This is a genomic window from Pseudomonas sp. TE21394, assembly GCF_054057835.1.
The window spans coordinates 614,780-640,490 of the sequence record NZ_JBSRZR010000001.1; the positions used below are offsets into that span (position 1 = coordinate 614,780).

A 25,711-nucleotide genomic window follows, 5' to 3' on the forward strand; every position below is an offset into this window, starting at 1 on the left:
AGACCCTGCAATAATTTCAGGCATAAGAAAGGCGACCCGGAGGTCGCCTTCTTGCACCAACCTGCGCCTTACTTTTCGACGAAGGCCCGCTCGATCAGGTAATCGCCCGGCTCGCGCATGCGCGGGGAGATCTTCAGGCCGAAGCTGTCCAGCACTTCGCTGGTCTCGTCGAGCATGCTCGGGCTGCCGCAGATCATCGCGCGGTCGTCCTGCGGGTTGATCGGTGGCAGACCAATGTCGCTGAACAGCTTGCCGCTGCGCATCAGGTCGGTCAGGCGGCCCTGGTTCTCGAACGGCTCACGGGTCACGGTCGGGTAATAGATCAGCTTGTCGCGTACCGCTTCACCGAAGAACTCGTTCTGTGGCAGGTGCTCGGTGATGAATTCACGGTAGGCCACTTCGTTCACGTAGCGCACGCCGTGCACCAGGATCACCTTTTCGAAGCGCTCATAGGTTTCCGGGTCCTGGATGACGCTCATGAACGGCGCCAGGCCAGTGCCGGTGCTCAGCAAGTACAGGTGCTTGCCCGGGTTCAGGTCGTCGAGCACCAGGGTGCCGGTGGGCTTCTTGCTGATGATGATCTCGTCGCCTTCCTTCAGGTGCTGCAGCTGGGAGGTCAGCGGGCCGTCCGGCACCTTGATGCTGAAGAACTCCAGGTGCTCTTCCCAGTTCGGCGAAGCGATGGAATAGGCGCGCATGAGTGGACGGCCGTTGTCCTGCTGCAGGCCAATCATCACGAACTGACCGTTCTCGAAGCGCAGGCCCGGGTCACGGGTGCACTTGAAGCTGAACAGGGTGTCGTTCCAGTGGTGCACACTGAGGACACGTTCGTGGTTCATGTTGCTCATCTAATGGGGCTCCTGAAGAAAGACGCGGCGCGCGCAAGACGCGCAGTTGCGCGATAGTTTAGGGGCAGCGACAATATCTGTTAACTGGATTATCAAGATATGTGTTATCGGTTATATCGATATGCGATTCACACTTCGTCAACTGCAGGTCTTCGTTGCCGTGGCCCAGCACCAGAGCGTCTCCCGCGCCGCCAGTGTGCTGGCGCTGTCGCAATCGGCTGCCAGTACCTCGATCACCGAACTTGAACGCCAGTCCAGCTGCCAGCTGTTCGACCGTGCCGGCAAGCGCCTGAGCCTCAACGCCCTGGGCCAGCAGCTGTTGCCGCAGGCCGTGGCCCTGCTCGACCAGGCCAAGGAAATCGAAGACCTGCTCAATGGCAAGTCCGGTTTCGGCTCGCTGGCGGTCGGCGCCACGCTGACCATTGGCAACTACCTGGCCACCCTGCTGATCGGCAGCTTCATGCAGGTGCACCCGGAAAGCCAGGTGAAGCTGCATGTACAGAACACCGCACATATCGTGCAACAGGTTGCGCACTACGAAATTGACCTGGGTCTGATCGAAGGCGACTGCAACCACCCGGACCTGGAAGTTCGACCTTGGGTAGAAGATGAACTGGTGGTGTTCTGCGCGCCGCAGCATCCACTGGCCAGGCTGGGCCGCGCCGATGTGCAGACCTTGTCCCAGGAAGCCTGGATACTGCGCGAACAGGGCTCCGGCACACGCCTGACCTTCGACCAGGCCATGCGCCATCAGCGCAGCAACCTCAACATCCGCCTGGAACTGGAGCACACCGAGGCCATCAAGCGCGCAGTGGAATCAGGCCTGGGCATCGGCTGCATTTCGCGCCTGGCCCTGCGCGACGCCTTCCGCCGCGGCAGCCTGGTCGCGGTGGAAACCCCGGAGCTGGACCTGAGGCGCCAGTTCTACTTCATCTGGCACAAACAGAAGTACCAGACCTCGGCCATGCGCGAATTTCTCGAACTGTGCCGCAACTTCACCGCGGGTTTTACCCGCAGTGACGAGATCGTGCTGCCGCCAATCGCTTAAAGCAGGATCACGCCCCACACCAACGCCACCATGGTCAGCGCCACCAGTTGCGCCGCGCTGCCCATGTCCTTGGCGTTCTTCGACAGCGGGTGGCGCTCCAGCGAGATGCGGTCGATGGCCGCCTCCACCGCCGAGTTGAACAACTCGACGATCAGGCCCAACAGGCACACGGCAATCATGATCGCCCGCTCCGCGCGACTGACCGGTAGCCAGAAGGCGATTGGGATCAGCAGCACGTTGAGCAGGACCAACTGACGGAACGCGGCCTCTCCCTTGAAGGCGGCGCGCAGGCCGTCCAGCGAATAGCCGGCGGCGTTGAAGATACGTTTGAGGCCGGTCTGGCCCTTGAATGGCGATGTCATGTGAGTCACTTAACAACCGAAAGGCCAGCAGCCTAGAGCGGCAAGGGTAAAAAAAGCGTGAAGGCACGCGCGATCAGTTGCTGGCAACCGATTCAAGTTGTTGCAGCAGCAGCGCGGCCTGGGTGCGGGTACGCACGCCGAGCTTGCGGAAGATCGCGGTGACGTGGGCCTTGATGGTCGCTTCCGACACATTCAGCTCATAGGCGATCTGCTTGTTCAGCAAGCCTTCGCAGACCATGGTCAGTACCCGGAACTGCTGCGGCGTGAGGCTGGCCAGGCCTTCGCTGGCGGCCTTGGCCTCGGCCGAGACATCCACCTTTTCAAATGCCTGCGGCGGCCACCAGACTTCGCCGTCGAGCACCTTGCGCACCGCATCCTGGATCACTTCCAGGGTGCTGGACTTGGGAATGAAACCACTGGCACCGAATTCGCGGGACTTGACTACCACGGCGGCCTCCTCCTGCGCCGAAACCATTACCACCGGAATCTGCGGGTATTGCCCGCGCAACAGCACCAGCCCGGAAAAACCGTAGGCGCCTGGCATGTTCAGGTCCAGCAGCACCAGGTCCCAGTCGGCCTTTTCGCTCAAGCGGGTTTCCAGTTCGGCGATGCTGGCAACCTCCACCAGGCGCACATCCGGGCCCAGGCCGAGGGTAACGGCTTGGCGCAGGGCGCCGCGGAACAGCGGGTGGTCATCGGCAATCAGGATTTCATAAGTGGCCATCGATCTGGGGATCCTGTTCTGTGTCGGGCACTCGGGTAGGGTCATTATGAACCAAAGCAGGGGTTGTGCCCCTTGGACTATAGGAAGGTATGCAAACGCTGATGGGTGTCGTCCTGCTCATCCAGTGGCAGGCGCCGCTTGCCGCTCAGATAATGCAGGCTGAACACATCCAGGTAGGCATCCAGTGCCTGCGAGGCCTGGGTATCGCCAGCCAGGTCGAGGCACATGGCAGCCACTTCCGCCGTACAGAAGTGATCATCGCGCCGCGAGCGACGCAGGCGGTAGCGCGACATCTGCTCGGCCGCCAGGCTCAACACCGGGAAGCGATCGAGGTACGGGCTTTTGCGAAACATCTTGCGCGCCTCGGTCCAGGTAGCGTCCAGCAGGATGAACAAGGGGCGCTTGCCCGGTTCACGCCGCACTCCGCTGACCACCCGTTCCTGGGCAACGAATTCGCCTGGGAAGACGATGTAGGGCTGCCAGCGCGGGTCGTCCAGCAATGCCAGCAAGCGTTGGTCGACCGACGTGCGCAGCCAGCCGAAGGCGAAGGTGTCTTCGATCAGGTCGGCGATCAACCATCCGGTATTGGTCGGCTTCAGCGGCTCGGTGTCATGCATCAGCAGGCACATGCCGGAATCGGCCTGCACCCGCGGCTTCCAGGCGCACAGGCAATGGCTGGCGATGACCCGGCAATCCGGGCAACGTTCGGCACGCGACCCCCGGGCGATGAAAGGCTTGTTGCTGCGCGCCAGGCGTTCGGCGCGCAGGCGCGCTACCGCATGGCTCATGCCGGCAGGCCTCTGGAGAGATTGGGTACGGACACTCGGATTGCTCGGTGAAAACAAGGTCGCCAGTCTACCAGAACAGGGCGCAATTGCTGTGCAGCCGGCAAGGCGGTCCTTATAATCGGGTTTTGGCGTGCCTGAACCTCGCCCCTTCGCGATAGTAACGGAACGCTGTCGACCCGCGCATGTCAAAGCGCCAGTCACCGAACCAGGAGAGATCCATGCTGCGCCGTATCGCCCCCGTCCTGAGCCTGATGCTCGCCCTGCCCCTGGCAGCCCAGGCGGCTTCCAAGCAGGACTACGACCTGAACAACATGCTGCAGAAGGTCGCCAAAGAGAGCAGTGTCGGCACCCCGCGGGCCATCAACGAGGATATCCTCGACCAGGGTTATACCGTGGAAGGCAAGGCACTGATCAACCACCTGAGCGTGCGCCAGAGCCATGCCGAGCGCATGCAGGCCAACCCGGAACAGGTTCGCAGCCAGCTGGGTGACAGCGTCTGCCGCAACAACGGGTTCCGCAACCTGATGTCCAAGGGCGCAGTCATGGTCTACCGTTTCACGGTACACAAGACCAACCAGCCGATCATGGACCAGGCCTTCGACAATGCCAGCTGCGTGGCCGGCAACAAGAAGAAGTAACGACAACCGGTAATCGCTACGCCTTTTCGTCCTCCCGGGCGCGCCAACATCCTTCAGCGGCATCGGCGCGCATCTCTGCCAGCAACGCCTGCAAGTAGCGCGATTGGCATTCGAGCCCCGACAGCCTGCGTCGGCATTCGGCCTCAAGGCTCAGGTGATGCGCCCGGGCCGCATTTTCCAGCTGCTGGTAAAGCTGCCGGTCCACCTCGATGATCAAGCGATGCATACCGCCACCTCCTGCATCGACACGTTTCGCCTATCCAGTTAACCAAACCCGCATCGCCAGTGGTTGCCTGCTGACGAGCGGCCAGGCCAAACACCCCGGCACGATCGGACGCAAGGGTCTAGATTGAGGTCAGAGGTATTGGTGCAGAAGGAGACGTTGCATGCCTTACCAATCGAACGAACTGCTGTTCAGCCACTTTCGCGACAACAACATCGACCTGAGTAACATCGACGCACAACTGCAACTGGTGGCACCGGACAGCCCCAACCTGCCGCTGTACCGCGACATGATGCTGACCATCCTGCGCATGGCCCATGACGACACCGACCGCTGGAGCGCCAAGATCACCCTGCAGGCCCTGCGCGAACTGGACCACTCGTTTCGCGCCCTGGAACGCTACAAGGGTCGGCGCAAGGTAACCGTGTTCGGCTCGGCACGCACACCACTGGAACACCCGATGTACGCCCTGGCCCGCGAGCTGGGCGCGACCTTGGCGCGTTCGGACCTGATGGTCATCACCGGCGCCGGCGGCGGCATCATGGCTGCAGCCCACGAAGGCGCTGGCAGCGATCACAGCCTGGGCTTCAATATCACCCTGCCCTTCGAGCAACACGCCAACCCCACGGTGGACGGCACCGACAAGTTGCTGCCTTTCCACTTTTTCTTCATCCGCAAACTGTTCTTCGTCAAGGAAGCCGATGCCCTGGTGCTGTGCCCAGGCGGTTTCGGCACCCTGGATGAAGCGTTGGAGGTGCTGACCCTGATCCAGACCGGCAAAAGCCCGCTGGTACCGGTAGTGCTGCTGGACTCGCCGGGCGGCAGCTTCTGGCGCGATTGCCTGGACTTCGTCAGCCGCCAGCTCGAAGAAAACCGCTACATCCTGCCCAGCGACCTGAAGCTGTTGCGCCTGGTGCACAGCGCCGACGAGGCGGTCGAGGAAATCAACCAGTTCTACAGTAACTACCATTCCAGCCGCTGGCTGAAGAGCCAGTTCGTGATCCGCATGCATCACCCGCTCAGCGAGGCGGCGCTGTATGACATTCAGGAAGGCTTCGCCGATTTGCGCCTCAGCGGCAAGTATCACCAACAACCTGACAGCAGTGCCGAGCACGAAGTGGGCAACTTCAGCCACCTGACCCGTTTGTCATTTGCCTTCAATGGCCGGGATCAGGGCCGGCTGCGCGAACTGGTGGATTTCATCAACCTGCCGGAGAACTGGGCCAAGCCGCAACCCATGCATACCACCCAGCGGGCCCGGGAGGCGTTGAAAGCCAATTGATACCGTGCTGCTTTGGAGGGGCGTTTTGCGCCCCTGATCTTCAGTAGTCGTCGAGATCACGTCCACTGAGCAGACGACCGATCATGTCCATGGGGAATCCACGGTAAGCAAGAAAACGCGTCTGCTGCGCACGGCTACGCGGGTCGTGGGGGCGTTGACCAGCAAACTTGCGCTGCCACACCTCACGCATGCGCTCGCTCCACTCTACCCCGCTGTCACGCAGCGCCTGCTCGATATCCGCCCGCGCCAAGCCGCGCTGGCTCAGCTCCTCGCGAATTCGCGCAGGGCCATAGCCAGAGCCGGAACGATAACGGATGAAGCTTTCGAGATAGCGGGCTTCGCTGAGCAGCCCTTCTTCGGCAAGCCGATCGAGTTCGGGCTCTATCAGCTCATCCAAAGCGCCGCGCTGACGCAATTTGCGCGTCAGCTCGACACGACCGTGCTCACGTCGCGCGAGCAGGTCCATGGCTGTCCGCCTGATAGCGACGGGGGTGTCGAGTTCGGCGGACATGTTCGGTACCCGTGCAATCAATAGCCGGCGTCAGCGTCGGCCATGTCATCGGCATCAGCTTCGGCAGCCGCAGCCTTCCCGGCAGCAGCAACAGCGCCAGCGGTCAGCAGCTTCTCGCGGATCTGCTTCTCGATCTCGGCGCCAATGGCAGGGTTCTCAGCCAGGTACTTGGCAGCGTTTGCCTTGCCTTGACCGATTTTGTTGCCCTGGTAGGCGTACCAGGCACCGGACTTCTCGACCAGCCCCTGGGCCACACCCAGGTCGATGATCTCGCCGTTCCGGTAGATGCCTTTGCCGTAGAGGATCTGGAACTCGGCCTGGCGGAACGGTGGCGACACCTTGTTCTTGACGATCTTGACGCGGGTTTCGCTGCCGACCACCTCGTCGCCTTCCTTGACTGCACCGGTACGGCGGATGTCCAGACGCACCGAGGCGTAGAACTTCAGGGCGTTACCACCGGTGGTGGTTTCCGGGCTGCCGAACATCACGCCGATCTTCATACGGATCTGGTTGATGAAGATGACCAGGCAGTTGGCGTTCTTGATGTTACCAGTGATCTTGCGCAGTGCCTGGGACATCAGGCGAGCCTGCAGGCCCACGTGCATGTCGCCCATCTCGCCTTCGATTTCAGCCTTGGGTACCAGGGCAGCCACGGAGTCGACGATGATCACGTCAACGGCGTTGGAGCGCACCAGCATGTCGGTGATTTCCAGGGCCTGTTCGCCGGTGTCTGGCTGGGAAACCAGCAGGTCGTCGACATTGACACCCAGCTTGCCGGCATACTCGGGGTCGAGGGCGTGCTCGGCGTCGACGAAGGCACAGGTGGCGCCATTCTTCTGGGCTTCGGCGATGACCGACAGGGTCAGCGTGGTCTTACCCGACGACTCCGGGCCGTAGATTTCGACGATACGGCCTTTCGGCAGACCGCCAATGCCGAGGGCGATATCCAGGCCCAGGGAGCCGGTGGAGATGGCCGGAATCGCCTGGCGCTCGTGGTCGCCCATGCGCATGACCGCGCCCTTACCGAATTGGCGTTCGATTTGACCCAGGGCCGCAGCCAAGGCGCGCTTCTTGTTGTCGTCCATTGCAATCCTCACGTGTTCGACTTGGCCCTGATGGCCGGAATACCTGTATAAGTAGCCAGTATTATTCCACAGGCGAGCGCGCGAGCAAACCCCTGTTGTCGATTTACTCGGCACCAAGCTGTAACAAGCCGTCTAACGCGGCGATCACCGTCTGTCGCCGCACCGCTTCGCGGTCGCCCTCGAAGTGCCGCCGTTCGCTGGTGACATGGCTGCCATCGGCCCAGGCGAGCCACACGGTGCCCACTGGTTTGGCTGGCGAACCGCCGTCGGGGCCGGCCACGCCACTGACCGCCACGGCGAAACGCGCACCACTGGCGGCCTGGGCGCCACGGGCCATGGCCTCGACCACTTCCTGGCTGACTGCGCCCACCTCGGGAAACAATGCCGCCGGTACATTCAGCTGACGGGTCTTCTGGGCATTGGAATAGGTCACATAGCCGGCCTCGAACCAGGCAGAGCTGCCAGGTATCCGGGTGATGGCTTCGGCGATACCGCCGCCGGTACAGGATTCAGCGGTGGTGACCTGAGCATTGAAGCGACGCAGGTGTTCGCCGAGACGGGTGGCGAGGACGGTGATCGGGTCCATGACGGGTTCCTTGAAGGGGGTGAAAACACCGTAGCATTTTTGCGCCTTTCAAGTGCATGCCTCACAGGCACAGACGCGTCCGTTTTGCCCTAACGCCCGCTACGCAGTTCCCGCACATAAGCCTGACAAGCCTGTAACGCAATCAGCCCCCGGTCCCCTTCATCGGTGATGGCGATAATTCGTCGAGCATGCGCCGGCTCAAGTCCGGCACGTACGGTTGCATGATCCAGGCTGCCGGGGGTGGCGGTGGCAGGCACTGCGGAAAGGAGGGTGTCGCGTTCGACCAGGACCGACAGGCGCAGATCGGCAGTAGCAAGGCGATCACGCAGGCGAGCCTGAGACTGCTGAGCATCGGCAAGTTCCTTGAAATAACGGGTTTCATTTTCTTCCAGACGTCGTTCGAGCACCTGGCGCCGCTCACGTTCGGCCAGCACTCGGGCGACCTCGGCTTCGGCCTGGGCTTGCGCCAGCTGTGCCAGCTGGCGGCCATGGCGCCAGCCCTGAATCTGCCAGGCCAGCGCTACCGACAGCATCAGCAAGCAGCCGCCCAGCGCCAGTTGCCATCGGCTCAACACAACACCTCGCGCGCCCGCGCCCAGAGTTTGAGACGCTCCTCCAGCCCATTGAGCCCACCATTGATATGGCGCGTGATGCGGTTGAACTCGCCCAGGTCAGCCAGGGCATTGAGCCCGCGTGAATGCCAGAACCACGCCGCCGATTCACAGGCCCAGCGTGGTTGTTCGAGCAGTTGCGGTTGCGCCAGCAAGCGCTCGTCGCCGAACAAGGCGCGGCTGCAGGCCTGGTAGTTGTTGCGCCCGGTCACCTGGATCAGGCCACGCCCGCAGTACAACTGGCCATCGCCATCGGCCTGGGACGTATTGCCCAGGCGCTGGGCCAGGCTGCCGGTGTCGTAGCGGGCCAGGTAGCGTTCGTTGCCCAGCTCCTTCACATAACGGAACTGGCCTGACTCATGGCCCACCTGGGCGATGAACGCCGCCACGCGTTTGGGATTATCGATTTCCCAACGTGGCAGGGTGACGTTCAGTGCAGAAAGAAAAACGCCCGCTACGGGGCGGGCGTTCGGCAAAATCTGTAGCAATTGTGTTTCAGTGAGCATGGGTAACTTCCCTCCCTGTATCGCTCTTCACGCCTTGATCGCGGCCTGGCGGCGCGGGGCCGCGCCCTTGGCCTGCACCTTGCCCGCCTTGCCGCCATTGCCCTGCACGGTGGTGCGCCAGCCCGACCTGGTAAACACATGCTCCACCGCGTCGATCTGGTACTGGCCGTCGAGGCCGTCGACAAAACCGTGCAGCTCGATGCTGCGCTCGGCGAACAGGTCGGTGCGCCCCGGCAAGTCCAGGCGCACGTGAGCCGTAGCGCGGTTGAAGCTGGCCAGGCGGGCCTTGGCGGCCTGCTCGGCGGCAGCGCGGCTGGGGTAGAGATGACGGTCGGTATGCACCGGCCGCTGCCCCTCGGCGGCCTCATCGTTGACCAGCTCGATGACCTTGGACTCGCCAGTGGCGGCGTCGAGATGACGGGTACGCACGGCCTTGCGCGCGGCCTTGTCGTCGAGGCGGAAGTGCCATTGGCTGACGTCACCACGGGCAATCCCTACCACGCCCAGAGGTTTGCCGCTGGCGCTCTGCCCGCCCTGGCGCGGCAACACCAGCAACTGGCCATTGGCAAGTTTGGCAGTGCTGTCGTACTGGCGCGCCAGGCGGGTGATGAAGTTGAAGTCCGATTCGTTGACCTGGTCGACCCGAGGTACCAGCGTGAGCACCGGGCAGATTGCCTGCCAGCCATTGCGCGCACCGATTTCGGCAACGATACGTTGCAGGGGCACGGCTTCCCAGCTGCCGCTGCGGACGGTTCGGCCACTGCCGCGCAGGTCGCTAGCCTTGCCCCGGATCACCAGAGTATCCGGCGGGCCGGACAACTCGACTTCATCGACGGTGTAACGCCCCAGCCGGGTCAGCGGCTGGCCGGCATACCCCAGATGCAGTTCGATCAGTGCACCGCGAGCGGGCACGGCTATGGTGCCGTCCCGGGCATCGATGCGCAGCTCGAAGTCATCCGCTTCCATGCCCGGCTTGTCGGTGGTCCGCAGCAGCAACAGGCGATCGTTGATCAGCGCAGTAATATCCTTGCCATCGGCCTGGATGCTAAATAGTGGCTGCATGGCATCAGCTCCACAGCTGCACGACGCCAGCCGCTGTCAGCACCAGTCCCGGCAAGCGGAACGTCACGCCGCTGCGAAATGGCTGAGGCTCGTCTGCCAACCCCTGGTTGGCTCGCAGCACCGCTTCGACGCTACCGTCGAGGTGCCCGTAATAATGCTGGCAAAGGGTGTCGAGCAGGTCGCCCTCAGACGTTTTGCAAATCTTGTCCATAACTGACGAACTCCAGTGAGAAACCTTGTTTGCGCGGTATGCCGCCTGCCAGCAATGCGCCCTGCTCTTCCTCGATGCGGGTCAGGCACCAGGTGCCGAGCACTTCGCCATAGCCGGTGGTCAACGACAACGGCAGCAGCTGGCGGCCGATGCCACGCAGGGCCTGTAGCTGGCCCAGCCCGCCTTTGAAGCCCGGGTAGATCGCGCCACGGATGGTGATGCTCTCTTCACCCTGGCTCACCGCCTGTTGGGCATTCTCGCGGCCCAGGCGCTCTTGCCCGGCCCAGCGAAAGCGCGTTTGCCGGCGCAGTTGGTCGAAGGCGGCGGTGTCGAGGTTGAAGTAATACGGCGCGCTGTTGGCCTTCAGCGGCTGCAGTACCAGCAGGTGCGGGAACGGCTTGATCGCTTGCGCCGTCGGCGTGGCATCCGGCGCGAAGCCGAAGGTTGACAACACACCGTTGGCGACCGAGCGCACATCTCCGATCACCCGTCGCACAGCCGCGCCGGCCTTGCCCAGATGCTCGGTGAAGGCTTCGACGCGGGCGCGCACCTTGCGTACCACATCGAGGGCTTGGTCGTACTTGGCAATCACCTTGTCGACGCGCTGCCTGGCCGAGTCGATGGCGCGCAGGGTGCGCTGCAGGCGTTTGCCGATTTGCGGGCCGATCCATGGCAGGGCTTCGAGCTCGGCGGCCGCCTCCCTGGCATGGCCGACCGCCTGGTTCATCGGGTCGAGCATGGCGTCGGCACGCCGACGCCCCGCCTCGCCCGCCTTGACCAGCGCATGCAAGCCGCCTTGCAACTGTTCCAGGTAGGTCATGGGTGCTCCTCATGGCTGTGGTTGATCGACCATCTGTACCGCGCGCGCCTGACGCATCAGGTCGTCGAGCACGCGGCGAGCGATGGTTTCCAGTTGTTGCAGGGTGGTCGGGTCATCGAGGCTGTTGTGCAAGGTCACCGGCATATTGGCGGTGAAAGTGAATTGCTGGTTGATGGCGGGTGGCGACACAGCCGATGACGGCGGTATCGAAACAGCAGGCGACGACGTAGGCGGGCCGACGTTTCTCGGCGCTCGGGTCGCCTGCTCGGAGAGACTGGAAACCTCCAGGCTCGCCCCCGGCGCATCGGAGCCGGCGACAGACTGCACGGCCTTGCCCGACGCTTCGCCAATGAGCTTGGCGCCCATGCTGCCGAGTTGACTGCCACCCAGGCTGCCCAGCAGGCCACCAACCGCGGCGCCTATCACGGTTCCTATACCCGGTACCACCGAGCCGATCATGGCGCCGGCTGCCGCACCACCGAGCCCACCGACCGATGAACCGGCCAGGCTGCCAAGCAACTGCGCTGTCGAACTGGCAAGCAACGGTGCAGGTGTGCTGACGTCTTTCTGCAAGCGGCTTGGCTGTTCTGCGGAAGCGGCAACATCCCGGCTCGCCGCTGGCGCATCGGAGCCGACGACGGCTGCCACGGCCTTGCCCAACGCGCCCCCGACCCATTCACCACCGATGCCGCCCAGATAACCACCACCCATGCTGCCCAGCAGGCCACCGACCGCGCCACCGATCACGGTTCCTACACCCGGTACCACCGAGCCAAGCATGGCACCTGCTGCCGCGCCACCGAGCCACCCGGCCGAGGTGCCGGCCAGGTTGCCACTCAACCCGCCGAAAACCTCGCCATAGCCTTGCAGCTTTTCTGCGGGAGTGCCGTCACTCTGGTAGATGTCGGCCACCTGCAGCGAGGTATCCAGCACCGCCGTCAGTGGCACGCGCTTGAACAGTTTTCCTGCCAATGGCAGCTGTTTTGCTGTGCCGAGCGAAGGTAGGGAAGCGACGCCTTGGGCAATGGTTTGCGCCGGCTCTGGCACAGACGCCCCGCTGCTTTGCGGCGCCGGCTCTTCCTCCTCGGTGATCCAGTTGAACAACGCAGCGCCGGCCTCACCACCCGCAGCCTCGCCCACCTGGGCGCCAAATTTGGCCCATCGCTCCTGCGCGGCGTCGTCTTGCGTTCTATCTGCGTCCTTTTGCGCCGCCTGCTTGCTGGCCCGCTGACCTTGGCGCCGGCGCTGACGTTTACCTCTGCTCATGCTCGTGCTCGAGGCTTTGCCTATCGCTTTGCCCTTGCCTTTGAACAGCAGAGGTGCCATGGCGCCCAGCACGCGACCGCCGATTTCGCCGACAGCAGCGCCGACGCCGCGCGCCCTTTCTTCGCCGTCCTCAGCAGTGATTACCGCCTTGGCCACCTTGCCAAAGGTTTCGACACGGTTGTCCCGCCATTCCTTCGAAGCACGCTCGCGTATCGCGCGCTGTCTTTCCGGTGGCAGTTTGCGTACGACGTCTGCGATAGCAGCGCCACTCCCCCCAGCAAGCAGCGCGAGCCCGCCGGCAAGGATGCCGGTGTCGCCACCTGCATCGGCGCCGGGGGCCGGCCTGGCAGCCTGCACAGGCGCTTGCACCTTGCCAGGTGTAACGGCGCCTTGCCCCTGCACCAGCGTATGCCACTGCTGAAAGACATTGACTGTCATCTGGCCGGGCAATGGCTTGAGCTGCGCCAGCCCGGCGATGACCCGGTCCAGCATCAGGTAATGCTGGCGCAAACGCTCAACGGCATCGGCTTCATCCCTCAGCCTCACAGTCGGGTCTTGGCCTTGCGCTGCCTGGTCCGGCGCCAGCTCGCGTTCGACCTGGCGTAGCTTGCCAAGCTCCAACCCCAGCCGCTTCACTTCGCCGACGAGCCGGCCAAGCCGGGTGCCGTCAGCCTGCCTGCGCAGGCGTTCGACATCCCGGCGCAGCAGCCCGATGGCCTGGCCCAAGGGGTTGATGGCGGTGACGCCGAGCCCGAGCGAGAACAGCTGTGTGTTCGCCATAGGTTCCTCCTTGTCACGGGGCGAGCCACCAGACCATGTCGCTGTACGACATGGTCATGATCTCGCTCGCGGAAAAATTCAGCTCCCTGGCCAGCCGCCGAGCGGCGACCTTTTGCCGGGCCGGGTCAAAGTTCGTCGTCCTGCACCAGGCGAAAATAACCGCTTTGCAGGCGGCTATAGTCCTTCAGGGTCAGGCCTTCGAGGTCCTTGATGCCGACTTCGGCCAGCGACGCGAACAGGTTCAGTTCGCGCTGCTCGTCATCGTCGACGCCGCCGGCCTGGGCGTTGCGGATATCGCGCACGGTCGGTGCCCGCAGCGACAGGCAGTCGACCTGAACGCCGTTGGCTTCGCTGGGGCGTGACAGGCGCACACTGACGCGGTCGGCGCTCAGGGTCAGCCACTGCGGCTGCTTTTTCGCTTGAGCCATGTTTGTCTCCTTACAAGCCAAGCGCGGCGCGCTGGGCGGCCAGCTGGTCGACGCCATCGATCACGCGCCTCATGCCCAGCGCGTCGATCTCGTAGACCAGGCGGCCATCGACTTCGAGTTTGTAGTAGGTCAGGCCGACGCTGTGCTTGATCTCGGCCTTGTCACCGGACTTCCAGTCGCCCATGTCAATTTCCTTGAGCGTGCCACGCAGGGTGACCACAACCGGGTTGATCTTGCCCTTGAGGCCCTTGAAGGCGCCGCGGAACGTGCCGTTGAAGCCGCTGCCGTCGGCCAGACCGAAGAATTTCAGCGCTTCGCGGCGCACACCGGTGGTGGTGAAGGCCGCCTCCTGCTTCTCCATGCCCAGGTCCATCTCGACCGGCATGTCCATGCCGCCGGGGCGGTGCTCTTCCATCTTCAGGGTGAGTTTGGGCAGAGTCAGGCTGGGTACATCGCCCTGGAAGCTTACGCCATCGACGAACAGGTTCAGGTTGGCCAGGGTTTCGGGAATCATTGCCATGTGGATGCGCTCCTTAAGCGGCGGAATCGAGGACTTCGGTCAGCCACTGGTTGGTGACTTCGACGCGAAAATTGGGGTTTTCGGCAGGTGGCACGTCGGTGAAGCGGATGTTCCAGTACACCTTGCCCTGCTCGAGCTGGCTGGCGGTGTTCAGCTCCGGGTCGGCGAAGACCTCGAAGTTGATGATCGCGCCCTGGTTCTTCAGGTCGCGCATGAAGGCCTGCAGGCCTTCGGTGACGTCCTTGACGTAGGTGGCGGTGATGGCGCGGTCGACGGCCCATTTGTGGCCGTAGAGGATCGCGTCCATGACGATGTCCATGGTCCGTACGCGGGTGACGAACGCCCATTTCGGATCGCTCGACAGGGTGCGGTTGCCCCACAGGCGGAAGCCGTCATCGCGGATGATGGTGGCGATGTTGGCGTTGTTCAGCAGGTTGGCGCGGCAGCTGTCATCGCCATCGAGGAACTCCACGGGGCGGGTGGTACCGGTGATGCCGACGAACTCCTTGTTCGAGGGCGAGGCCCAGAAACCGTATTCGCGGTCGGTCCAGGCGAAGAGGCCGGCGACCCAGGCCGAACCGGGTGCATCGAGGGTGGCTTCCTCGCCGTTGTCCCAGTACTGCACGCCCGGGTCGACCAGGAAGGCGCGTTTGGCGCCGAAACTCTTCGCGTAGTCGATTGCCGCCTGGTCGGTGGTGTTGGGGCCGTCGATGATGGCGATGCCGCGCAGCTTGTCGGCCAGGGCCACCAGTGCCGTGCCCACCGCCTGGGTGGCGCTGTGGCGCGGCGCTGCCAGCAGGCGTGGCTGGGCATTGAAACGGCTCTTGCCGTCAAGCAGCGCCTGCAGGCCGGTGCGTTTGCCGTCGGCCTGCACCGTGCCGATGATCGCGGCGGTCTGCTCCGCTGCATCGTCCAGCTTGGCCACGCCACAGGCGACGATGACCGCCTTGGCGCGGGTGTAGATGGCACGGCAGGCCTTGGTGATGGCGGCGTTTTCGCCGAAGGCGGCAACCGCTTCACGCTCGCTGGTGATCAGCACCAGTTCGTTGGCCTTGGCCGTGACGCCAGCGCCCTCGGTGAAGGTGTCGACCAGGCCGATGATCGAAGAAGAAGGCAGCGCTATGCTGCGGGCGCCGGTGTCGACGTTTGTTACGGTGACGCCGTGGAAGAATCCACTCATGTAGGTTTACTCCGGGTTCAGGTATGAAAAGGCCCTGCGGGTGCAGGGCCTCAGAGGTGTTGCCAGAAAACGAAACGCCCCGCGGTGCGGGGCGTTACTGAGTGAGGGAAGAGATAAGTTGTGGCTCTGCTGGGCGAAACCGGCTATCCGGAAATAGATCTGACTGCGGCCAGTCCCGCAGTGTTTTCCGATAACCCATCAATGTCATGAACTCCGAACTGGTCAATGTTGTTGGCCCTCCCATTTCGCGTTCGTCTCGATGTCGCATGACAATTTCGTCAGTGCGGCGCAACTGACTGTCCCGCCATCCCGCCTCTAACATAGCTAGCACTTGTCCTGAGGGCTCGGGCAAATCAACCAGCACAGGCGGCATGGAAGTAAAGTCAATCATCTTTGATTGACTGCTAACACCCTCCAACAATGACTGATGAAGCTCTTTGCTAATTTCCACTGCATCGGCGGGCAACTGGTCTTCCGAGTGAACGGCACTATCATAGAACGCTTTATTGGCTACGCTTGCATAGATTTTATTCATAATTACCCTCAGAAGCCTTCTGCATACCATGCACAAGCCGCACTGACCGGAGGATTCAAGCTCGGCGGTGAGCCCGCAGTTATCGAGCACAAATTAAAGGCTTCGAATCCGCTATTACCTGAATTTCTAAACTGCCAGAACGAACGTGTTAACCCATCCGCAACGGTAGTGTCGTGCTCATTTAAGTGCGTACAGCGGTTCGGGAAAGCGACAGGAAATGTGACGACCACAACGGGTGCTGCAGGAGTGGCAATAGCGGAACGGCCCCATTGGATAATCAGACCGCTTGGAAACTTGTGGTACCCGTTGGCACTGACGCCATTAAATAGCCAAGGAAGTCTGGTACTCTCAACTCCTGTGCCATCCATTATCCAGGTTTCTTCCCCATAATATCTTGCATCAACAAATGTATCAGGAGAAATGGTTATGGCGCTTACCTGACCAACATTGAGCCCGGTTTGAATTTTATCATTACCTTGAACGCCAATCGAAAGGCTATAGGGACTCCAGTTCTGGACACGTACAACAGCACCAACTGGGATATTCAAGGTCGCACTATTAGGCAGCGTATACCCCATAGAATAGGCACCCCAAAAATGGACTATTCCACCCACATGTGCCACCCCCCCGGCCAGCGTGCCTGGAACCGAACGCGTCGTGATATTGGAGTATTGCACCCCACGCCCCTTTACCCAATCAGTGGTTGCCAACTGCTTCGTGCTGGTAAAGTTGGCCGCAGTCGGCGCTGTTGGAGTTCCTGTGAGTGCAGGACTAGACAAAGGTGCTTTGAGCGCAAGTGCGCTATCTACTTGAACCTTGGTATAGCCATCGACAATACCATAACCAGCTAACGTTGTCGCCTTTACAGCTTTCGTCGCCAGTGTATTTGTCATAGTTGTGGCAAAACTCGGATCATTACCCAGCGCTGCAGCGAGTTCATTCAGTGTATCAAGCGCCGCGGGCGCCGAATCCACCAAACCGGCAACCGTTTCCTGAACGAATTCAGTAGTTGCAAGTTGCTTGGTGCTGTTTCCCTTCACAGCCGTTGGCGCTGTGGGTACGCCACGCAGTGCTGGAGAATCGGTCACGCAAAGTTCCGACCACCTGGACCAGACATTAGCGTAACATGAACGACTGAACACCTGCCCCGTATTATAAACGCAATAAATCTGAGTTATAATCGCCGTATTTGCAGCTTGCACCAACAGTGTTCCAGCTGACGTTGCGGGATAATTCAATGAAAGCGTTGCGTTGGCATTTGCTGTCTGGCCGTAGGAGCCAGGTGTGACCATACTGTTAAGGTCAGTGCCTGCCAGTATATTGCTCGTCGATACACCATAACTTCCCCAGCCCAGCGAACCGATCACCCGCTGGACAAAGTTTGTGGTAGCCACAGTCGTATCGTCACTCGTTAACACAGGGGTCGGCGCTTTCGCGGCTCCGGTAAAGGTTGGATTTGCCAGCGGAGCCTTCAACGACAGCGCTGTATCTACTTGCGCCTTGGTGTACACATCCGTCAAGCCATAGCCGGCAACAGTGTTTGGATTACTTGCCGCAGTCACCCTTCCGTATTTATCTACAGTCACGCTGCGATAAATACCCGCGGCTACACCGGTACGACCAAAAGCCATTTCATAAACTTGCGCAGTGACGCCCAGCGCAATAGAAACGTCACCGGTCAATTGCCAGGCGCTATCGCCGTTGATCGAGCCCTTTTCCACCAACACCAACAACCCTGGTGTCACCTTGGCATCGGTATCCGCATCGCTACTGCGACTCCAGGCCCCCGCGGCTACTTTATAGATCCCGTTATCCTTGGCTGCGGTCTGGTTCTTCACCAACACCCGCGCCCCGGCAGCAAGCGCCACGCCATCAACCGTCTGCAATCCGGTCAAGGCAATGTTCGCTGTAGTCGCCGCCAGCACCGAATGCTTGAAATCCTGCCTGGCCAGCTCCTCGGTCACCCACTCCCGAGTCGCCAGCACCACCGCCGGATCGATCTTCAGTTGCACATTGCTGGCGCTGCTGACCACCAGGTTCATCCGCACCACCTGGGTCCGTCCTGAGCCCTGGCTCAACAGCGGCTTGTAGGTGGGTGCGCAATTGGCCACGGCAACCATGTCGCCATCGGCATCGTACAGCGCGATCTCGCGAATCCACTTGCCGCCGACGTCAGCCGGGATGACCTGCTCGGCAATGATGATCGCGCTGTTCTTGTCATCCACCTTCAGCTGGTTCAACGGCGCGCGGCGCCATTCGTTGATCAGGCGGGTCTGGGTGGCATTCGGGGTAGGGTCGCTGCCGTTGGCATCGCCGACACCCATCTGGGTGATTTTCCAGGCAATGCCCAAGGCATCGGCATTGGCCTGTTTCGCCGCGCCCACGTTGGTGAGGATGGCGTAGAACTGAGAAGTCTGGTCAACCATGTGCAATGTCCAAGGTATCGATTGTGTGTTCACGGCCGCCTCGCCCCACCACGCCGATGACCTCGATGTCACGGGGCGTCAGCGGGTAGATGTCCAGTTCGTCGCCGTCCTGGATCGCGCAGCCGAAATGAAGGGCGCCACGGCTTTCGAGGCTGATCACCAGGCCGGTCAGGTGGCGGCTGACCGGGCGCGCGTCGTCGATCAGCGCAGTCAGTTCCTGGTAGGTGCTTTCGCTGATGCCGGAATCGGAAACGCCGATCTTCAGCGCGAAAGTGCCCGCCGGGGCCGGCGGTGTGGTCTGCCACCATTCCTCTACCTCAATCAGGTAGCCGAACGGCTCCACTACCCGCCGCAGTGCACCCAAGGTGCCTTTGTGGGCATGGACGAAGAACGCCGAGCGGATCACCGAGCGTTTGATTTCATCGCTCCAGCTGTCCTCCCAGCGGTCCACCGACCAGGCCCAGGCCAATTGGTACAGAAGGTGCGCCGGGCAGCTATCGGGGTTGTAGAGTTGACGCAGGCTGACCTTGAGGTCCTCGTCGCCAGCCACTTCGATGGCCCGCTCCAGCGCGGTGCGGTTGAGCGGCAACAGGCTGTGCATGTCAGCTCCCCCGCTTCAGGCTGAAGCCGCTGCACCAGGCTGCCTGCGCCTTGCTCGGGCGAAGGTCGGCCCAGCCATTCAACTCGACCCGGCTGACCCCATCGATGTGCAGTTGCGCATCGATGCCAGAACGTGCCACTTCCACCCCAAGGCGTCGCCGGGGGTTGATCCAGGCCTGCAGGCGGCGTTGGCACTCGGCCAGTATCGCTTCGTACTCGGGGCCGCTGTCGGCCAGATGCAGCACGGCATCGATGCGGTAAGGCAGCACTTCAGCGCTGCGTACGTTGACCCGGTCGGCAACCGGGCGGATATCGTCGTCGTTGAGGTAGGCCGCTACCTGCGCCAGCAGTTCGGCACTGGCTTCGCCGTTACCTTCCAGACTCAGTACGGTGACATCCACCACCGCCGGCGACGGGCTTTCGGCGGTGGCGTCAGCCACCTGTCCCGAAGCGTTGCGGGCATGCAGGATGTAGCTGTTGCGCGGACCGGCCGTAGTCAGGCCTTCGTAAACCAGTTGCACCCGCTCGCGCAGGGCATCGTCCGATTCCAGCAACGCCTCGACCGGCGGGACGCTGGCCAGGTCCTCGGCCTGGATCACCAGGCGCTGCAGACCGACATTGGCCGCCAACTGGTCAAGGTCGGTGCCCTGGGCGTAGGCCAGCAGCAACGCCTTGGCGGCGTCGTTGATACGCGCCCGGTTGAGCAGCTTGCGGTAGGCACCGACCTCGAGCAGCTTGGTGACCGGGTCGCTTTCCAGATTGGCGCTCCAGGCTTCGCCCAGGTATTCCCGGAAGGTGTCCAGGTCGCCCTGGTAGAGCGCTTCGTAATCGAGGTCCTCCAGTAGCTGCGGCGCTGGCAGTTTCGACAGGTCGACCTGGCTCATACGCTGATCTCCAGCAGCGCTTCGTCGCCCAGGTAACGGCCACTGAGCGCCAGGCTGACCTGACCGTCGAGCACCGCGACTACCTTGACCCGCTGTAACTGCAGGCGCGGCTCCCAGCGGCCCAGCGCGCGCGCCACTTCGGCCTGCACGGCGCTTTTCCAGCCTTCGTTGACCGGAAGGTCGACGAAACGCCGCAGCTGGCTGCCGTACTCCGGGCGCATGCGCCGGCTACCCAGCGGTGTGCTGAGGACGTCTTCGATGGACTGGCGCAGGTGATCGAGGCCGGCCAGAGGCTGGCCGGTACGGCGGTCCATGCCGATCATGGCGCACCGCCCTGTTCATGGCTATGCATGGCATTCTCCTGGTATGAAAAAGCCCGCATGGGCGGGCTCGGTTCAGTGTTTGTGGTTGGCCGTGTTGCCGGCGGTGTCGATGATCCGGCCGCCGCCGTTGATATCGCCGCTGACCTGCAACGGGCCATCGACTGTGACGTTGCCGGAGAGCTTGATTGTGGCGGCCTGCAGGCTGATCGCACCGTCACTGACCTGCACCGTGGCAGCGCCGACCTTGATGGTCGCGCTGCCAGCCGGCAGCCGGATGTCGTAGTGGCTGGCCTGCCAGTCGTAACTGATCGAACCGCCATCGGCAAAACGCCAGACCTCGGTGTGCCCGCGATTGTCCGCTGCACTACCGGCATCGCCATACAGGCCGGGCAGGAAGGTGCCCTGGGCCGGTTCGCCGCTGGGGCTCAGCAGCACCCCCTGCTCGCCCAGGCTCGGCGCCCGCCAGTGCCTGGCCTGGCCGGCCGCCTGGGTGTGCCAGCGCAGCCAGGCGCTGGTCCAGCCGCTGCCGTCGGACACCCGAACGCGGGCGGCGGCAAGGTCCAGGGCGACCACCCGGCAGGGAATCACCATGCACGCCAGCATACGGTCATGCATGGCGCTGACGTAGCTCATGACAGATCCTCCGGGGCGACATAATGCGCTTCGTTACCGTGGCCGATGTCCGGGGCAAAGCCCAGAACCAGGCTGCCGGGCGGCTGGTCGGGCCAGTTCCAGCGTGGCTCGCCGAGCAGTACCGGCTGGTCCCAGCGCACGGTCCAGGCGGTGCCCAGGAACTGCGCCTGCACATTGCGGCTGGCTTCGACGAAATCCAGCGCCCAATGCTGCTGGCGCAGCAGGTCCATCAATTGGGCAGCCAGCAGACTGCCCTGCAGACGCGCCTCTGGATTGGCACTGTCAGCGGTGATATCCGCCTCGAAGGTTGCAATCAACACCGAGCGGCCATCCCGCGGTGCCGCATCGGCCGTCATGCGGACGATGCCGTGGCGCAGCGAAGGCCGTTCTGGAACATTTCCTACGGCGGTATAAGCATCTACCGATGCCAACTCCGGCATTGCCTCACGGATGGTTGCCGTCACCGCACCATGTAACGTGGCCAGTTCGCTCATGCATAATCCTCCTTAACGCTCGTCGCGCTGTGTGCTGTCGCGCAGGCCCAGACGTCGGGTCGCCCAGCGTTCATATAGCCGCATGGCAACATCGGCGCCGCCGACCGCTATCATGCAGCCCAATGCACTGGCCGCCCAGATCGACAGGCCGCCGGCATACAACAGCATCACCGTCGACACACCGCAGGCCATGCAGGCCCCAGAGCGCAACAACAGCCGTCGCAGCAGCGACCAACCCGTGGCGCCGGCCTTGTCGGCCCGCCACATTTCGCCGCTCACACCGCCCAGCAATGCCAGGACGATTACCAGCCAGAGCGGCATCTCGAGTAACGCCTGTTGCTCGTTCGTCACTGTCCTGTCTCCTGTGTAATGCCTGTTGGCGCAGGCCAACAGGTCGGTTATGGATGCTTTGCCGTGAATACCTCGGCATTCCAAAAAGCCCGGCTCGCAGGCTTTTCAGTAATGCGTTGGCGAACCGCCGGCCACGTCTGGTGACGCCGTGCGGTTCCGCTACTGATTGATGACTCCGGCCGCGGCCATCTGCCCGCCGGATAACTGTTCGTGGTGCTTTACGCTGCACACCCGGGCCAGTTGCCAACCCTCTGGACAATTGAGGCCTGTCCATCGCTGCCTGTGTAACAACCGGTTACGGCCGGCTTGAGACACAGGCTATGCATTTGTGCATATGCAGTCAATGCATTTCTGAAAATTTCTATGCGCTATTTTTTGCTGCAATGCATGAAAGCCATGCGTGGCCTGGTTTGTAGGACTTTTCAATAGGCGAAAAAAAACCCGCCGAAGCGGGTTTCTGCGAAGCGAGGGCTGTCAGCGAGCGTACATGCCCCACCAGAATACATGCCCGAGCAAGCTGATCTGCTCGTCCTGCATCTGCTGGAAGCTGTAGTCCTCGTCGGGGTGTTCGTCGCGGTTGAAACTGCGCAGGCGGATACCGGTAGGCAGGCGATAGACCTGCTTCACCCGCAATTGACCGTTGTGATTGATTGCATAGAGGTCGCCGTCGATGATGTCGCCGATCGAGCACTTGCCGGTATTCACCCCAACCGTCGCGCCGTCACGCAGCACTGGCAACATGCTGTTGCCGCGCACGGTCACGCACTTGGCCTGGTCGAACTGCACACCGTTGTGGCGCAGGCTGCGCTTGCCGAAGCGCAGGCGCGCGTGCTCGCTTTCTTCAATGACGAATCTTCCTGATCCTGCTGCCAATTCGACCTCGCGAAGGAAAGGTACCGACACCTCGTCATCCTCGACGGGGGTTTCATCATCCCACAGGCTGATGTCACTGAGATCGGCATGGCCGTGAGCCGGCAGCGCGGCCTCGCGAGACTCGCCAAGCTCGGCGCGGCCACGCAGCTGATCGGTGCTCACACCGAAGTACTCGGCGATCTTCGACACGTGTTTGTCGGAGGGGTCGACGATCTTGCCGCCGAGAATCCGCGACAAGGTGGATTGAGGAACACCCGTGCGCCGGTACAGCTCCGTCGGGGACAGGCCGTGGCGGTCGAGCAGTTCTCTGAGTACGGAGGCTACGTTGCGTTTTTGCATAGCATGCATAATGCAGGCATGCGCGAGGAAATGCAACGCATGGGCAGCGCGATGATGCATGCGGCGCTGCGCCTGCATCTGCGCGAAAAAGCCTGTACCATTGCCGGTTTCACAAACGCCAACCAGATCACCCGCTGTAAGGCCCTGAATGTCTGATCTTTCCGCACACACCCCGATGATGCAGCAGTACTGGAAGCTGAAAAGCCAGCACCCGGACCAGCTGATGTTCTACCGCATGGGCGACTTCTACGAAATCTTCTACGAAGATGCGAAAAAGGCCGCGAAACTGCTGGATATCACCCTGACCGCACGCGGTCAGTCGGCCGGCCAGTCGATCCCCATGTGCGGGATTCCGTTCCATTCGCTGGAGGGCTACCTGGCCAAGCTGGTCAAGCTCGGCGAATCGGTGGTGATCTGCGAACAGATTGGCGACCCGGCCACCAGCAAGGGCCCGGTGGAACGCCAGGTGGTGCGTATCATCACCCCCGGCACGGTCAGTGACGAGGCCCTGCTTGACGAGCGCCGCGACAACCTGATCGCCGCGCTGCTGGGTGACGAACGCCTGTTCGGCCTGGCGGTGCTGGATATCACCAGCGGCAACTTCAGCGTCCAGGAAATCAAGGGCTGGGAAAACCTGCTGGCCGAACTCGAGCGCCTCAACCCGGTCGAGCTGCTCATCCCCGACGACTGGCCACGCGACTTGCCGGCGGAAAAGCGCCCTGGCGCCCGTCGCCGTGCGCCGTGGGACTTCGACCGCGACTCGGCGCGCAAGGCCCTGTGCCAGCAGTTCGCGACCAAGGACCTCAAGGGCTTTGGCTGCGACAAGCTGACCCTGGCCATCGGCGCCGCCGGCTGCCTGCTGATCTACGCCAAGGAAACCCAGCGCACTGCCCTGCCGCACCTGCGCAGCCTGCGCCACGAACGGCTGGACGATACGGTCATCCTCGACGGCGCCAGCCGCCGCAACCTGGAGCTGGACATCAACCTCGCCGGCGGGCGTGACAACACCTTGCAGTCGGTCATCGACCGCTGCCAGACCGCGATGGCCAGCCGCCTGCTGAGCCGCTGGCTGAACCGCCCGTTGCGCGACCTCAAGGTGCTGCAGGCCCGCCAGGATTCGATCCGCTGCCTGCTCGACGGCTACCGCTTCGAGAAACTGCAGCCGCAGCTCAAGGAAATTGGCGATATCGAGCGGATCCTCGCCCGTATCGGCCTGCGCAACGCCCGCCCACGCGACCTGGCACGCCTGCGCGATGCCTTGGGTGCGCTGCCCGAGCTGCAGAACGCCATGGCCGAACTGGAGGCGCCGCACCTGGCGCGCCTGGCCGCCATTACCGGTACCTACCCGGAGCTGGCCAGCCTGCTGGAGCGGGCGATCATCGACAACCCGCCGGCGGTGATCCGCGACGGTGGCGTGCTCAAGCCTGGCTATGACAACGAATTGGACGAGTTGCTGGCGATCAGCGAGAACGCCGGCCAGTTCCTGATCGACCTGGAAGCGCGGGAAAAAGCCCGCACCGGCCTGGCCAACCTGAAGGTCGGCTACAACCGTGTGCACGGCTATTTCATCGAGCTGCCGACCAAACAGGCGGAGCAGGCGCCGGGCGACTATATCCGCCGCCAGACCCTCAAAGGTGCCGAGCGCTTCATCACCCCGGAGCTGAAGGCGTTCGAGGACAAGGCGCTGTCGGCCAAAAGCCGCGCGCTGGCCCGCGAGAAGATGCTCTACGACGGCTTGCTGGAAACCCTGATCAGCCACCTGGCGCCACTGCAGGACAGCGCCGGCCGCATTGGCTGAACTGGACGTGCTCAGCAACCTGGCCGAACGTGCGCTGAACCTGGATCTGAACTGCCCGCGCTTCGTCGACGAGCCGTGCCTGCGTATCGAGCAAGGCCGCCACCCGGTGGTGGAACAGGTACTGACCACGCCGTTCGTGGCCAACGACCTGGGCCTGGACGACAACACGCGCATGCTGATCATCACCGGCCCGAACATGGGCGGTAAGTCCACCTACATGCGCCAGACCGCCCTGATCGTGCTGCTGGCACATATCGGCAGCTTCGTGCCAGCGGCCAGTTGCGAACTGTCGCTGGTCGACCGCATCTTCACCCGTATCGGTTCCAGCGACGACCTGGCCGGCGGGCGCTCGACCTTCATGGTCGAAATGAGCGAAACCGCCAACATCCTGCACAATGCCACCGACCGCAGCCTGGTGCTGATGGACGAAGTGGGCCGCGGCACCAGTACCTTCGACGGCCTGTCGCTGGCCTGGGCTGCCGCCGAGCGGCTGGCCCAGCTGCGCGCCTACACGCTGTTCGCCACGCACTACTTCGAGCTCACCGTGCTGCCCGAAAGCGAGCCTCTGGTAGCCAACGTGCACCTGAATGCCACCGAGCACAATGAACGCATCGTATTCTTGCACCATGTGCTGCCGGGCCCTGCCAGCCAGAGCTACGGCCTGGCCGTGGCCCAGCTGGCAGGCGTACCGACGGCAGTCATCCAGCGGGCCCGCGAACACCTGGCACGCCTGGAGACCACCAGCCTGCCGCATGAACAACCGCCAGCCCATAAGGCCAAGGATGTGCCACAGGTACCGCACCAGAGCGACCTGTTCGCCAGCCTGCCACACCCGGCCATCGAGAAGCTGGGCAAGCTGCAGCTGGACGACATGACCCCACGTCAAGCTATCGAAACGCTATATCAACTAAAGAACCTGTTATAACGGCGCCCACTACAAGCTGGTAGAATCCGCCGCGGTTTGCTGGTGCTGCAG

At 62.6% G+C, this 25,711-nt stretch carries 30 protein-coding genes and 2 pseudogenes; 5 read left to right on the plus strand and 27 right to left on the minus strand.

Translation table 11 applies throughout. The features are described 5' to 3' along the window. Positions 1-68: 68 nt before the first annotated feature. The gene (fpr, locus tag ACVWZT_RS02805; protein WP_023381933.1) at positions 69-848 is read right to left on the minus strand and encodes a ferredoxin-NADP reductase; all 780 of its coding nucleotides are present in this window, start codon (positions 846-848) and stop codon (positions 69-71) included. Positions 849-969: 121 nt separating this feature from the next. On the opposite strand from fpr, the gene finR reads away from it, so the two are divergent. Continuing rightward, positions 970-1,896, plus strand: coding sequence for a LysR family transcriptional regulator FinR (gene finR, locus ACVWZT_RS02810; RefSeq protein ID WP_225776658.1), 927 nt, complete (start codon positions 970-972; stop codon positions 1,894-1,896). Here finR and ACVWZT_RS02815 read toward each other — a convergent pair. The 3 genes from ACVWZT_RS02815 to ACVWZT_RS02825 all read right to left on the minus strand — a co-directional run bounded on the left by ACVWZT_RS02815 (position 1,893) and on the right by ACVWZT_RS02825 (position 3,770). Next, on the minus strand, positions 1,893-2,258 hold the full coding sequence (locus tag ACVWZT_RS02815) for a diacylglycerol kinase (RefSeq protein ID WP_010952700.1): 366 nt from the start codon (positions 2,256-2,258) through the stop codon (positions 1,893-1,895). The two genes, finR and ACVWZT_RS02815, sit on opposite strands and share 4 nt — an antisense overlap. A 73-nt stretch (positions 2,259-2,331) precedes the next feature. Next, a complete protein-coding gene (gene erdR, locus ACVWZT_RS02820) occupies positions 2,332-2,982 on the minus strand; it encodes a response regulator transcription factor ErdR (protein ID WP_016715442.1) in 651 nt (216 codons plus the stop codon). 77 nt (positions 2,983-3,059) lie between these two features. Then, entirely contained in the window at positions 3,060-3,770 is a 711-nt protein-coding gene (locus tag ACVWZT_RS02825) for a tRNA-uridine aminocarboxypropyltransferase (RefSeq protein WP_296233681.1), read from the minus strand. Positions 3,771-3,988: 218 nt separating this feature from the next. Here ACVWZT_RS02825 and ACVWZT_RS02830 point away from each other — a divergent pair, with 218 nt between their 5' ends. Continuing rightward, entirely contained in the window at positions 3,989-4,408 is a 420-nt protein-coding gene (locus ACVWZT_RS02830) for a quorum-sensing-regulated virulence factor family protein (protein ID WP_457468058.1), read from the plus strand. 16 nt (positions 4,409-4,424) lie between these two features. Here ACVWZT_RS02830 and ACVWZT_RS02835 read toward each other — a convergent pair whose 3' ends face one another. Continuing rightward, positions 4,425-4,634 (minus strand): hypothetical protein, encoded by a 210-nt coding sequence (locus tag ACVWZT_RS02835; protein ID WP_457468060.1) that lies wholly within the window; start codon positions 4,632-4,634, stop codon positions 4,425-4,427. A 160-nt stretch (positions 4,635-4,794) separates the two neighbouring features. Here ACVWZT_RS02835 and ACVWZT_RS02840 point away from each other — a divergent pair, with 160 nt between their 5' ends. Next, positions 4,795-5,913 (plus strand): LOG family protein, encoded by a 1,119-nt coding sequence (locus ACVWZT_RS02840; protein WP_296233676.1) that lies wholly within the window; start codon positions 4,795-4,797, stop codon positions 5,911-5,913. Positions 5,914-5,953: 40 nt separating this feature from the next. Here the strand turns inward: ACVWZT_RS02840 and recX are convergent, their stop codons facing one another. The 22 genes and pseudogenes from recX to ACVWZT_RS02950 all read right to left on the minus strand — a co-directional run bounded on the left by recX (position 5,954) and on the right by ACVWZT_RS02950 (position 22,946). Further along, positions 5,954-6,424, minus strand: coding sequence for a recombination regulator RecX (recX, locus tag ACVWZT_RS02845; protein WP_457468063.1), 471 nt, complete (start codon positions 6,422-6,424; stop codon positions 5,954-5,956). 17 nt (positions 6,425-6,441) lie between these two features. After that, positions 6,442-7,509 (minus strand): recombinase RecA, encoded by a 1,068-nt coding sequence (gene recA, locus ACVWZT_RS02850; protein WP_170028690.1) that lies wholly within the window; start codon positions 7,507-7,509, stop codon positions 6,442-6,444. A gap of 103 nt (positions 7,510-7,612) precedes the next feature. Continuing rightward, entirely contained in the window at positions 7,613-8,095 is a 483-nt protein-coding gene (locus ACVWZT_RS02855; RefSeq protein WP_296233672.1) for a CinA family protein, read from the minus strand. Between the two features lie 89 nt (positions 8,096-8,184). After that, a complete protein-coding gene (locus ACVWZT_RS02860; protein WP_457472007.1) occupies positions 8,185-8,628 on the minus strand; it encodes a lysis system i-spanin subunit Rz in 444 nt (147 codons plus the stop codon). 35 nt (positions 8,629-8,663) lie between these two features. Continuing rightward, positions 8,664-9,212: a glycoside hydrolase family 19 protein gene (locus ACVWZT_RS02865; RefSeq protein ID WP_457468065.1), complete on the minus strand. Its 549-nt coding sequence runs from the start codon at positions 9,210-9,212 to the stop codon at positions 8,664-8,666. A gap of 27 nt (positions 9,213-9,239) precedes the next feature. Next, positions 9,240-10,274 carry a phage late control D family protein gene (locus ACVWZT_RS02870; protein WP_457468066.1) on the minus strand — a complete coding sequence of 345 codons (1,035 nt, stop codon included), beginning with the start codon at positions 10,272-10,274 and terminating at the stop codon, positions 9,240-9,242. 4 nt (positions 10,275-10,278) lie between these two features. Beyond that, positions 10,279-10,485, minus strand: a complete 207-nt coding sequence (locus ACVWZT_RS02875; RefSeq protein WP_457468068.1) for a tail protein X — start codon at positions 10,483-10,485, stop codon at positions 10,279-10,281. Next, positions 10,460-11,305, minus strand: a complete 846-nt coding sequence (locus ACVWZT_RS02880) for a phage tail protein (protein ID WP_296233665.1) — start codon at positions 11,303-11,305, stop codon at positions 10,460-10,462. The genes ACVWZT_RS02875 and ACVWZT_RS02880 overlap by 26 nt, the downstream gene beginning before the upstream one ends. Before the next feature lie 9 nt (positions 11,306-11,314). Next, positions 11,315-13,351: a hypothetical protein gene (locus ACVWZT_RS02885; protein ID WP_457468069.1), complete on the minus strand. Its 2,037-nt coding sequence runs from the start codon at positions 13,349-13,351 to the stop codon at positions 11,315-11,317. A 125-nt stretch (positions 13,352-13,476) separates the two neighbouring features. Then, entirely contained in the window at positions 13,477-13,779 is a 303-nt protein-coding gene (locus ACVWZT_RS02890; protein WP_296233661.1) for a phage tail assembly protein, read from the minus strand. A 10-nt stretch (positions 13,780-13,789) separates the two neighbouring features. Next, positions 13,790-14,299, minus strand: coding sequence for a phage major tail tube protein (locus ACVWZT_RS02895; RefSeq protein WP_296233659.1), 510 nt, complete (start codon positions 14,297-14,299; stop codon positions 13,790-13,792). A 13-nt stretch (positions 14,300-14,312) separates the two neighbouring features. Next, on the minus strand, positions 14,313-15,479 hold the full coding sequence (locus tag ACVWZT_RS02900; protein WP_457468071.1) for a phage tail sheath subtilisin-like domain-containing protein: 1,167 nt from the start codon (positions 15,477-15,479) through the stop codon (positions 14,313-14,315). A 94-nt stretch (positions 15,480-15,573) separates the two neighbouring features. After that, positions 15,574-16,014 carry a phage tail protein gene (locus tag ACVWZT_RS02905; RefSeq protein ID WP_457468073.1) on the minus strand — a complete coding sequence of 147 codons (441 nt, stop codon included), beginning with the start codon at positions 16,012-16,014 and terminating at the stop codon, positions 15,574-15,576. 8 nt (positions 16,015-16,022) lie between these two features. Beyond that, entirely contained in the window at positions 16,023-17,306 is a 1,284-nt protein-coding gene (locus tag ACVWZT_RS02910) for a pyocin knob domain-containing protein (protein ID WP_457472009.1), read from the minus strand. A 6-nt stretch (positions 17,307-17,312) separates the two neighbouring features. Next, a pseudogene (locus ACVWZT_RS02915) lies at positions 17,313-18,440 on the minus strand (phage tail protein); the annotation flags it as partial. Beyond that, on the minus strand, positions 18,433-19,041 hold the full coding sequence (locus tag ACVWZT_RS02920; protein WP_296233654.1) for a phage tail protein I: 609 nt from the start codon (positions 19,039-19,041) through the stop codon (positions 18,433-18,435). The gene ACVWZT_RS02920 and the pseudogene ACVWZT_RS02915, both read right to left, overlap by 8 nt. Before the next feature lies 1 nt (position 19,042). Continuing rightward, positions 19,043-19,924, minus strand: a complete 882-nt coding sequence (locus ACVWZT_RS02925) for a baseplate assembly protein (RefSeq protein WP_457468075.1) — start codon at positions 19,922-19,924, stop codon at positions 19,043-19,045. After that, positions 19,921-20,247, minus strand: coding sequence for a GPW/gp25 family protein (locus ACVWZT_RS02930; protein WP_457468077.1), 327 nt, complete (start codon positions 20,245-20,247; stop codon positions 19,921-19,923). The genes ACVWZT_RS02925 and ACVWZT_RS02930 overlap by 4 nt, the downstream gene beginning before the upstream one ends. A gap of 72 nt (positions 20,248-20,319) precedes the next feature. Beyond that, on the minus strand, positions 20,320-20,880 hold the full coding sequence (locus ACVWZT_RS02935; RefSeq protein WP_457468079.1) for a phage baseplate assembly protein V: 561 nt from the start codon (positions 20,878-20,880) through the stop codon (positions 20,320-20,322). Then, positions 20,877-21,374: a hypothetical protein gene (locus ACVWZT_RS02940; protein ID WP_296233648.1), complete on the minus strand. Its 498-nt coding sequence runs from the start codon at positions 21,372-21,374 to the stop codon at positions 20,877-20,879. The genes ACVWZT_RS02935 and ACVWZT_RS02940 overlap by 4 nt, the downstream gene beginning before the upstream one ends. 12 nt (positions 21,375-21,386) lie before the next feature. After that, entirely contained in the window at positions 21,387-21,725 is a 339-nt protein-coding gene (locus tag ACVWZT_RS02945; protein WP_457468081.1) for a phage holin family protein, read from the minus strand. Between the two features lie 474 nt (positions 21,726-22,199). Next, positions 22,200-22,946: a LexA family transcriptional regulator gene (locus ACVWZT_RS02950; protein WP_296233644.1), complete on the minus strand. Its 747-nt coding sequence runs from the start codon at positions 22,944-22,946 to the stop codon at positions 22,200-22,202. A 9-nt stretch (positions 22,947-22,955) separates the two neighbouring features. Here ACVWZT_RS02950 and ACVWZT_RS02955 point away from each other — a divergent pair, with 9 nt between their 5' ends. Continuing rightward, positions 22,956-23,093: a hypothetical protein gene (locus ACVWZT_RS02955; RefSeq protein ID WP_296233643.1), complete on the plus strand. Its 138-nt coding sequence runs from the start codon at positions 22,956-22,958 to the stop codon at positions 23,091-23,093. Continuing rightward, positions 23,086-25,660 (plus strand): annotated as a pseudogene (gene mutS / locus ACVWZT_RS02960) (DNA mismatch repair protein MutS). Before ACVWZT_RS02955 ends, mutS begins: the two are co-directional and overlap by 8 nt. Positions 25,661-25,711 lie beyond the last annotated feature (51 nt).

Excerpts from the sequence above, each read along its gene's own strand:
- ACVWZT_RS02865 (WP_457468065.1), bottom strand. The coding sequence starts at position 9,212 with ATGCTCACTGAAACACAATTGCTACAGATTTTGCCGAACGCCCGCCCC.
- erdR (WP_016715442.1), bottom strand. The coding sequence starts at position 2,982 with ATGGCCACTTATGAAATCCTGATTGCCGATGACCACCCGCTGTTCCGC.
- recX (WP_457468063.1), bottom strand. The coding sequence starts at position 6,424 with ATGTCCGCCGAACTCGACACCCCCGTCGCTATCAGGCGGACAGCCATG.
- ACVWZT_RS02860 (WP_457472007.1), bottom strand. The coding sequence starts at position 8,628 with ATGCTGTCGGTAGCGCTGGCCTGGCAGATTCAGGGCTGGCGCCATGGC.
- ACVWZT_RS02895 (WP_296233659.1), bottom strand. The coding sequence starts at position 14,299 with ATGGCAATGATTCCCGAAACCCTGGCCAACCTGAACCTGTTCGTCGAT.
- ACVWZT_RS02870 (WP_457468066.1), bottom strand. The coding sequence starts at position 10,274 with ATGCAGCCACTATTTAGCATCCAGGCCGATGGCAAGGATATTACTGCG.
- ACVWZT_RS02835 (WP_457468060.1), bottom strand. The coding sequence starts at position 4,634 with ATGCATCGCTTGATCATCGAGGTGGACCGGCAGCTTTACCAGCAGCTG.
- ACVWZT_RS02890 (WP_296233661.1), bottom strand. The coding sequence starts at position 13,779 with ATGGCTCAAGCGAAAAAGCAGCCGCAGTGGCTGACCCTGAGCGCCGAC.
- ACVWZT_RS02910 (WP_457472009.1), bottom strand. The coding sequence starts at position 17,306 with ATGGTCACACCTGGCTCCTACGGCCAGACAGCAAATGCCAACGCAACG.
- ACVWZT_RS02955 (WP_296233643.1), top strand. The coding sequence starts at position 22,956 with ATGCGCGAGGAAATGCAACGCATGGGCAGCGCGATGATGCATGCGGCG.
- ACVWZT_RS02905 (WP_457468073.1), bottom strand. The coding sequence starts at position 16,014 with ATGAATAAAATCTATGCAAGCGTAGCCAATAAAGCGTTCTATGATAGT.
- ACVWZT_RS02925 (WP_457468075.1), bottom strand. The coding sequence starts at position 19,924 with ATGAGCCAGGTCGACCTGTCGAAACTGCCAGCGCCGCAGCTACTGGAG.
- ACVWZT_RS02880 (WP_296233665.1), bottom strand. The coding sequence starts at position 11,305 with ATGACCTACCTGGAACAGTTGCAAGGCGGCTTGCATGCGCTGGTCAAG.
- ACVWZT_RS02885 (WP_457468069.1), bottom strand. The coding sequence starts at position 13,351 with ATGGCGAACACACAGCTGTTCTCGCTCGGGCTCGGCGTCACCGCCATC.
- ACVWZT_RS02855 (WP_296233672.1), bottom strand. The coding sequence starts at position 8,095 with ATGGACCCGATCACCGTCCTCGCCACCCGTCTCGGCGAACACCTGCGT.
- ACVWZT_RS02940 (WP_296233648.1), bottom strand. The coding sequence starts at position 21,374 with ATGAGCGAACTGGCCACGTTACATGGTGCGGTGACGGCAACCATCCGT.
- ACVWZT_RS02900 (WP_457468071.1), bottom strand. The coding sequence starts at position 15,479 with ATGAGTGGATTCTTCCACGGCGTCACCGTAACAAACGTCGACACCGGC.
- ACVWZT_RS02830 (WP_457468058.1), top strand. The coding sequence starts at position 3,989 with ATGCTGCGCCGTATCGCCCCCGTCCTGAGCCTGATGCTCGCCCTGCCC.
- recA (WP_170028690.1), bottom strand. The coding sequence starts at position 7,509 with ATGGACGACAACAAGAAGCGCGCCTTGGCTGCGGCCCTGGGTCAAATC.
- ACVWZT_RS02930 (WP_457468077.1), bottom strand. The coding sequence starts at position 20,247 with ATGATCGGCATGGACCGCCGTACCGGCCAGCCTCTGGCCGGCCTCGAT.
- ACVWZT_RS02950 (WP_296233644.1), bottom strand. The coding sequence starts at position 22,946 with ATGCATGCTATGCAAAAACGCAACGTAGCCTCCGTACTCAGAGAACTG.
- finR (WP_225776658.1), top strand. The coding sequence starts at position 970 with ATGCGATTCACACTTCGTCAACTGCAGGTCTTCGTTGCCGTGGCCCAG.
- ACVWZT_RS02935 (WP_457468079.1), bottom strand. The coding sequence starts at position 20,880 with ATGAGCTACGTCAGCGCCATGCATGACCGTATGCTGGCGTGCATGGTG.
- ACVWZT_RS02920 (WP_296233654.1), bottom strand. The coding sequence starts at position 19,041 with ATGCACAGCCTGTTGCCGCTCAACCGCACCGCGCTGGAGCGGGCCATC.
- fpr (WP_023381933.1), bottom strand. The coding sequence starts at position 848 with ATGAGCAACATGAACCACGAACGTGTCCTCAGTGTGCACCACTGGAAC.
- ACVWZT_RS02825 (WP_296233681.1), bottom strand. The coding sequence starts at position 3,770 with ATGAGCCATGCGGTAGCGCGCCTGCGCGCCGAACGCCTGGCGCGCAGC.
- ACVWZT_RS02840 (WP_296233676.1), top strand. The coding sequence starts at position 4,795 with ATGCCTTACCAATCGAACGAACTGCTGTTCAGCCACTTTCGCGACAAC.
- ACVWZT_RS02875 (WP_457468068.1), bottom strand. The coding sequence starts at position 10,485 with ATGGACAAGATTTGCAAAACGTCTGAGGGCGACCTGCTCGACACCCTT.
- ACVWZT_RS02815 (WP_010952700.1), bottom strand. The coding sequence starts at position 2,258 with ATGACATCGCCATTCAAGGGCCAGACCGGCCTCAAACGTATCTTCAAC.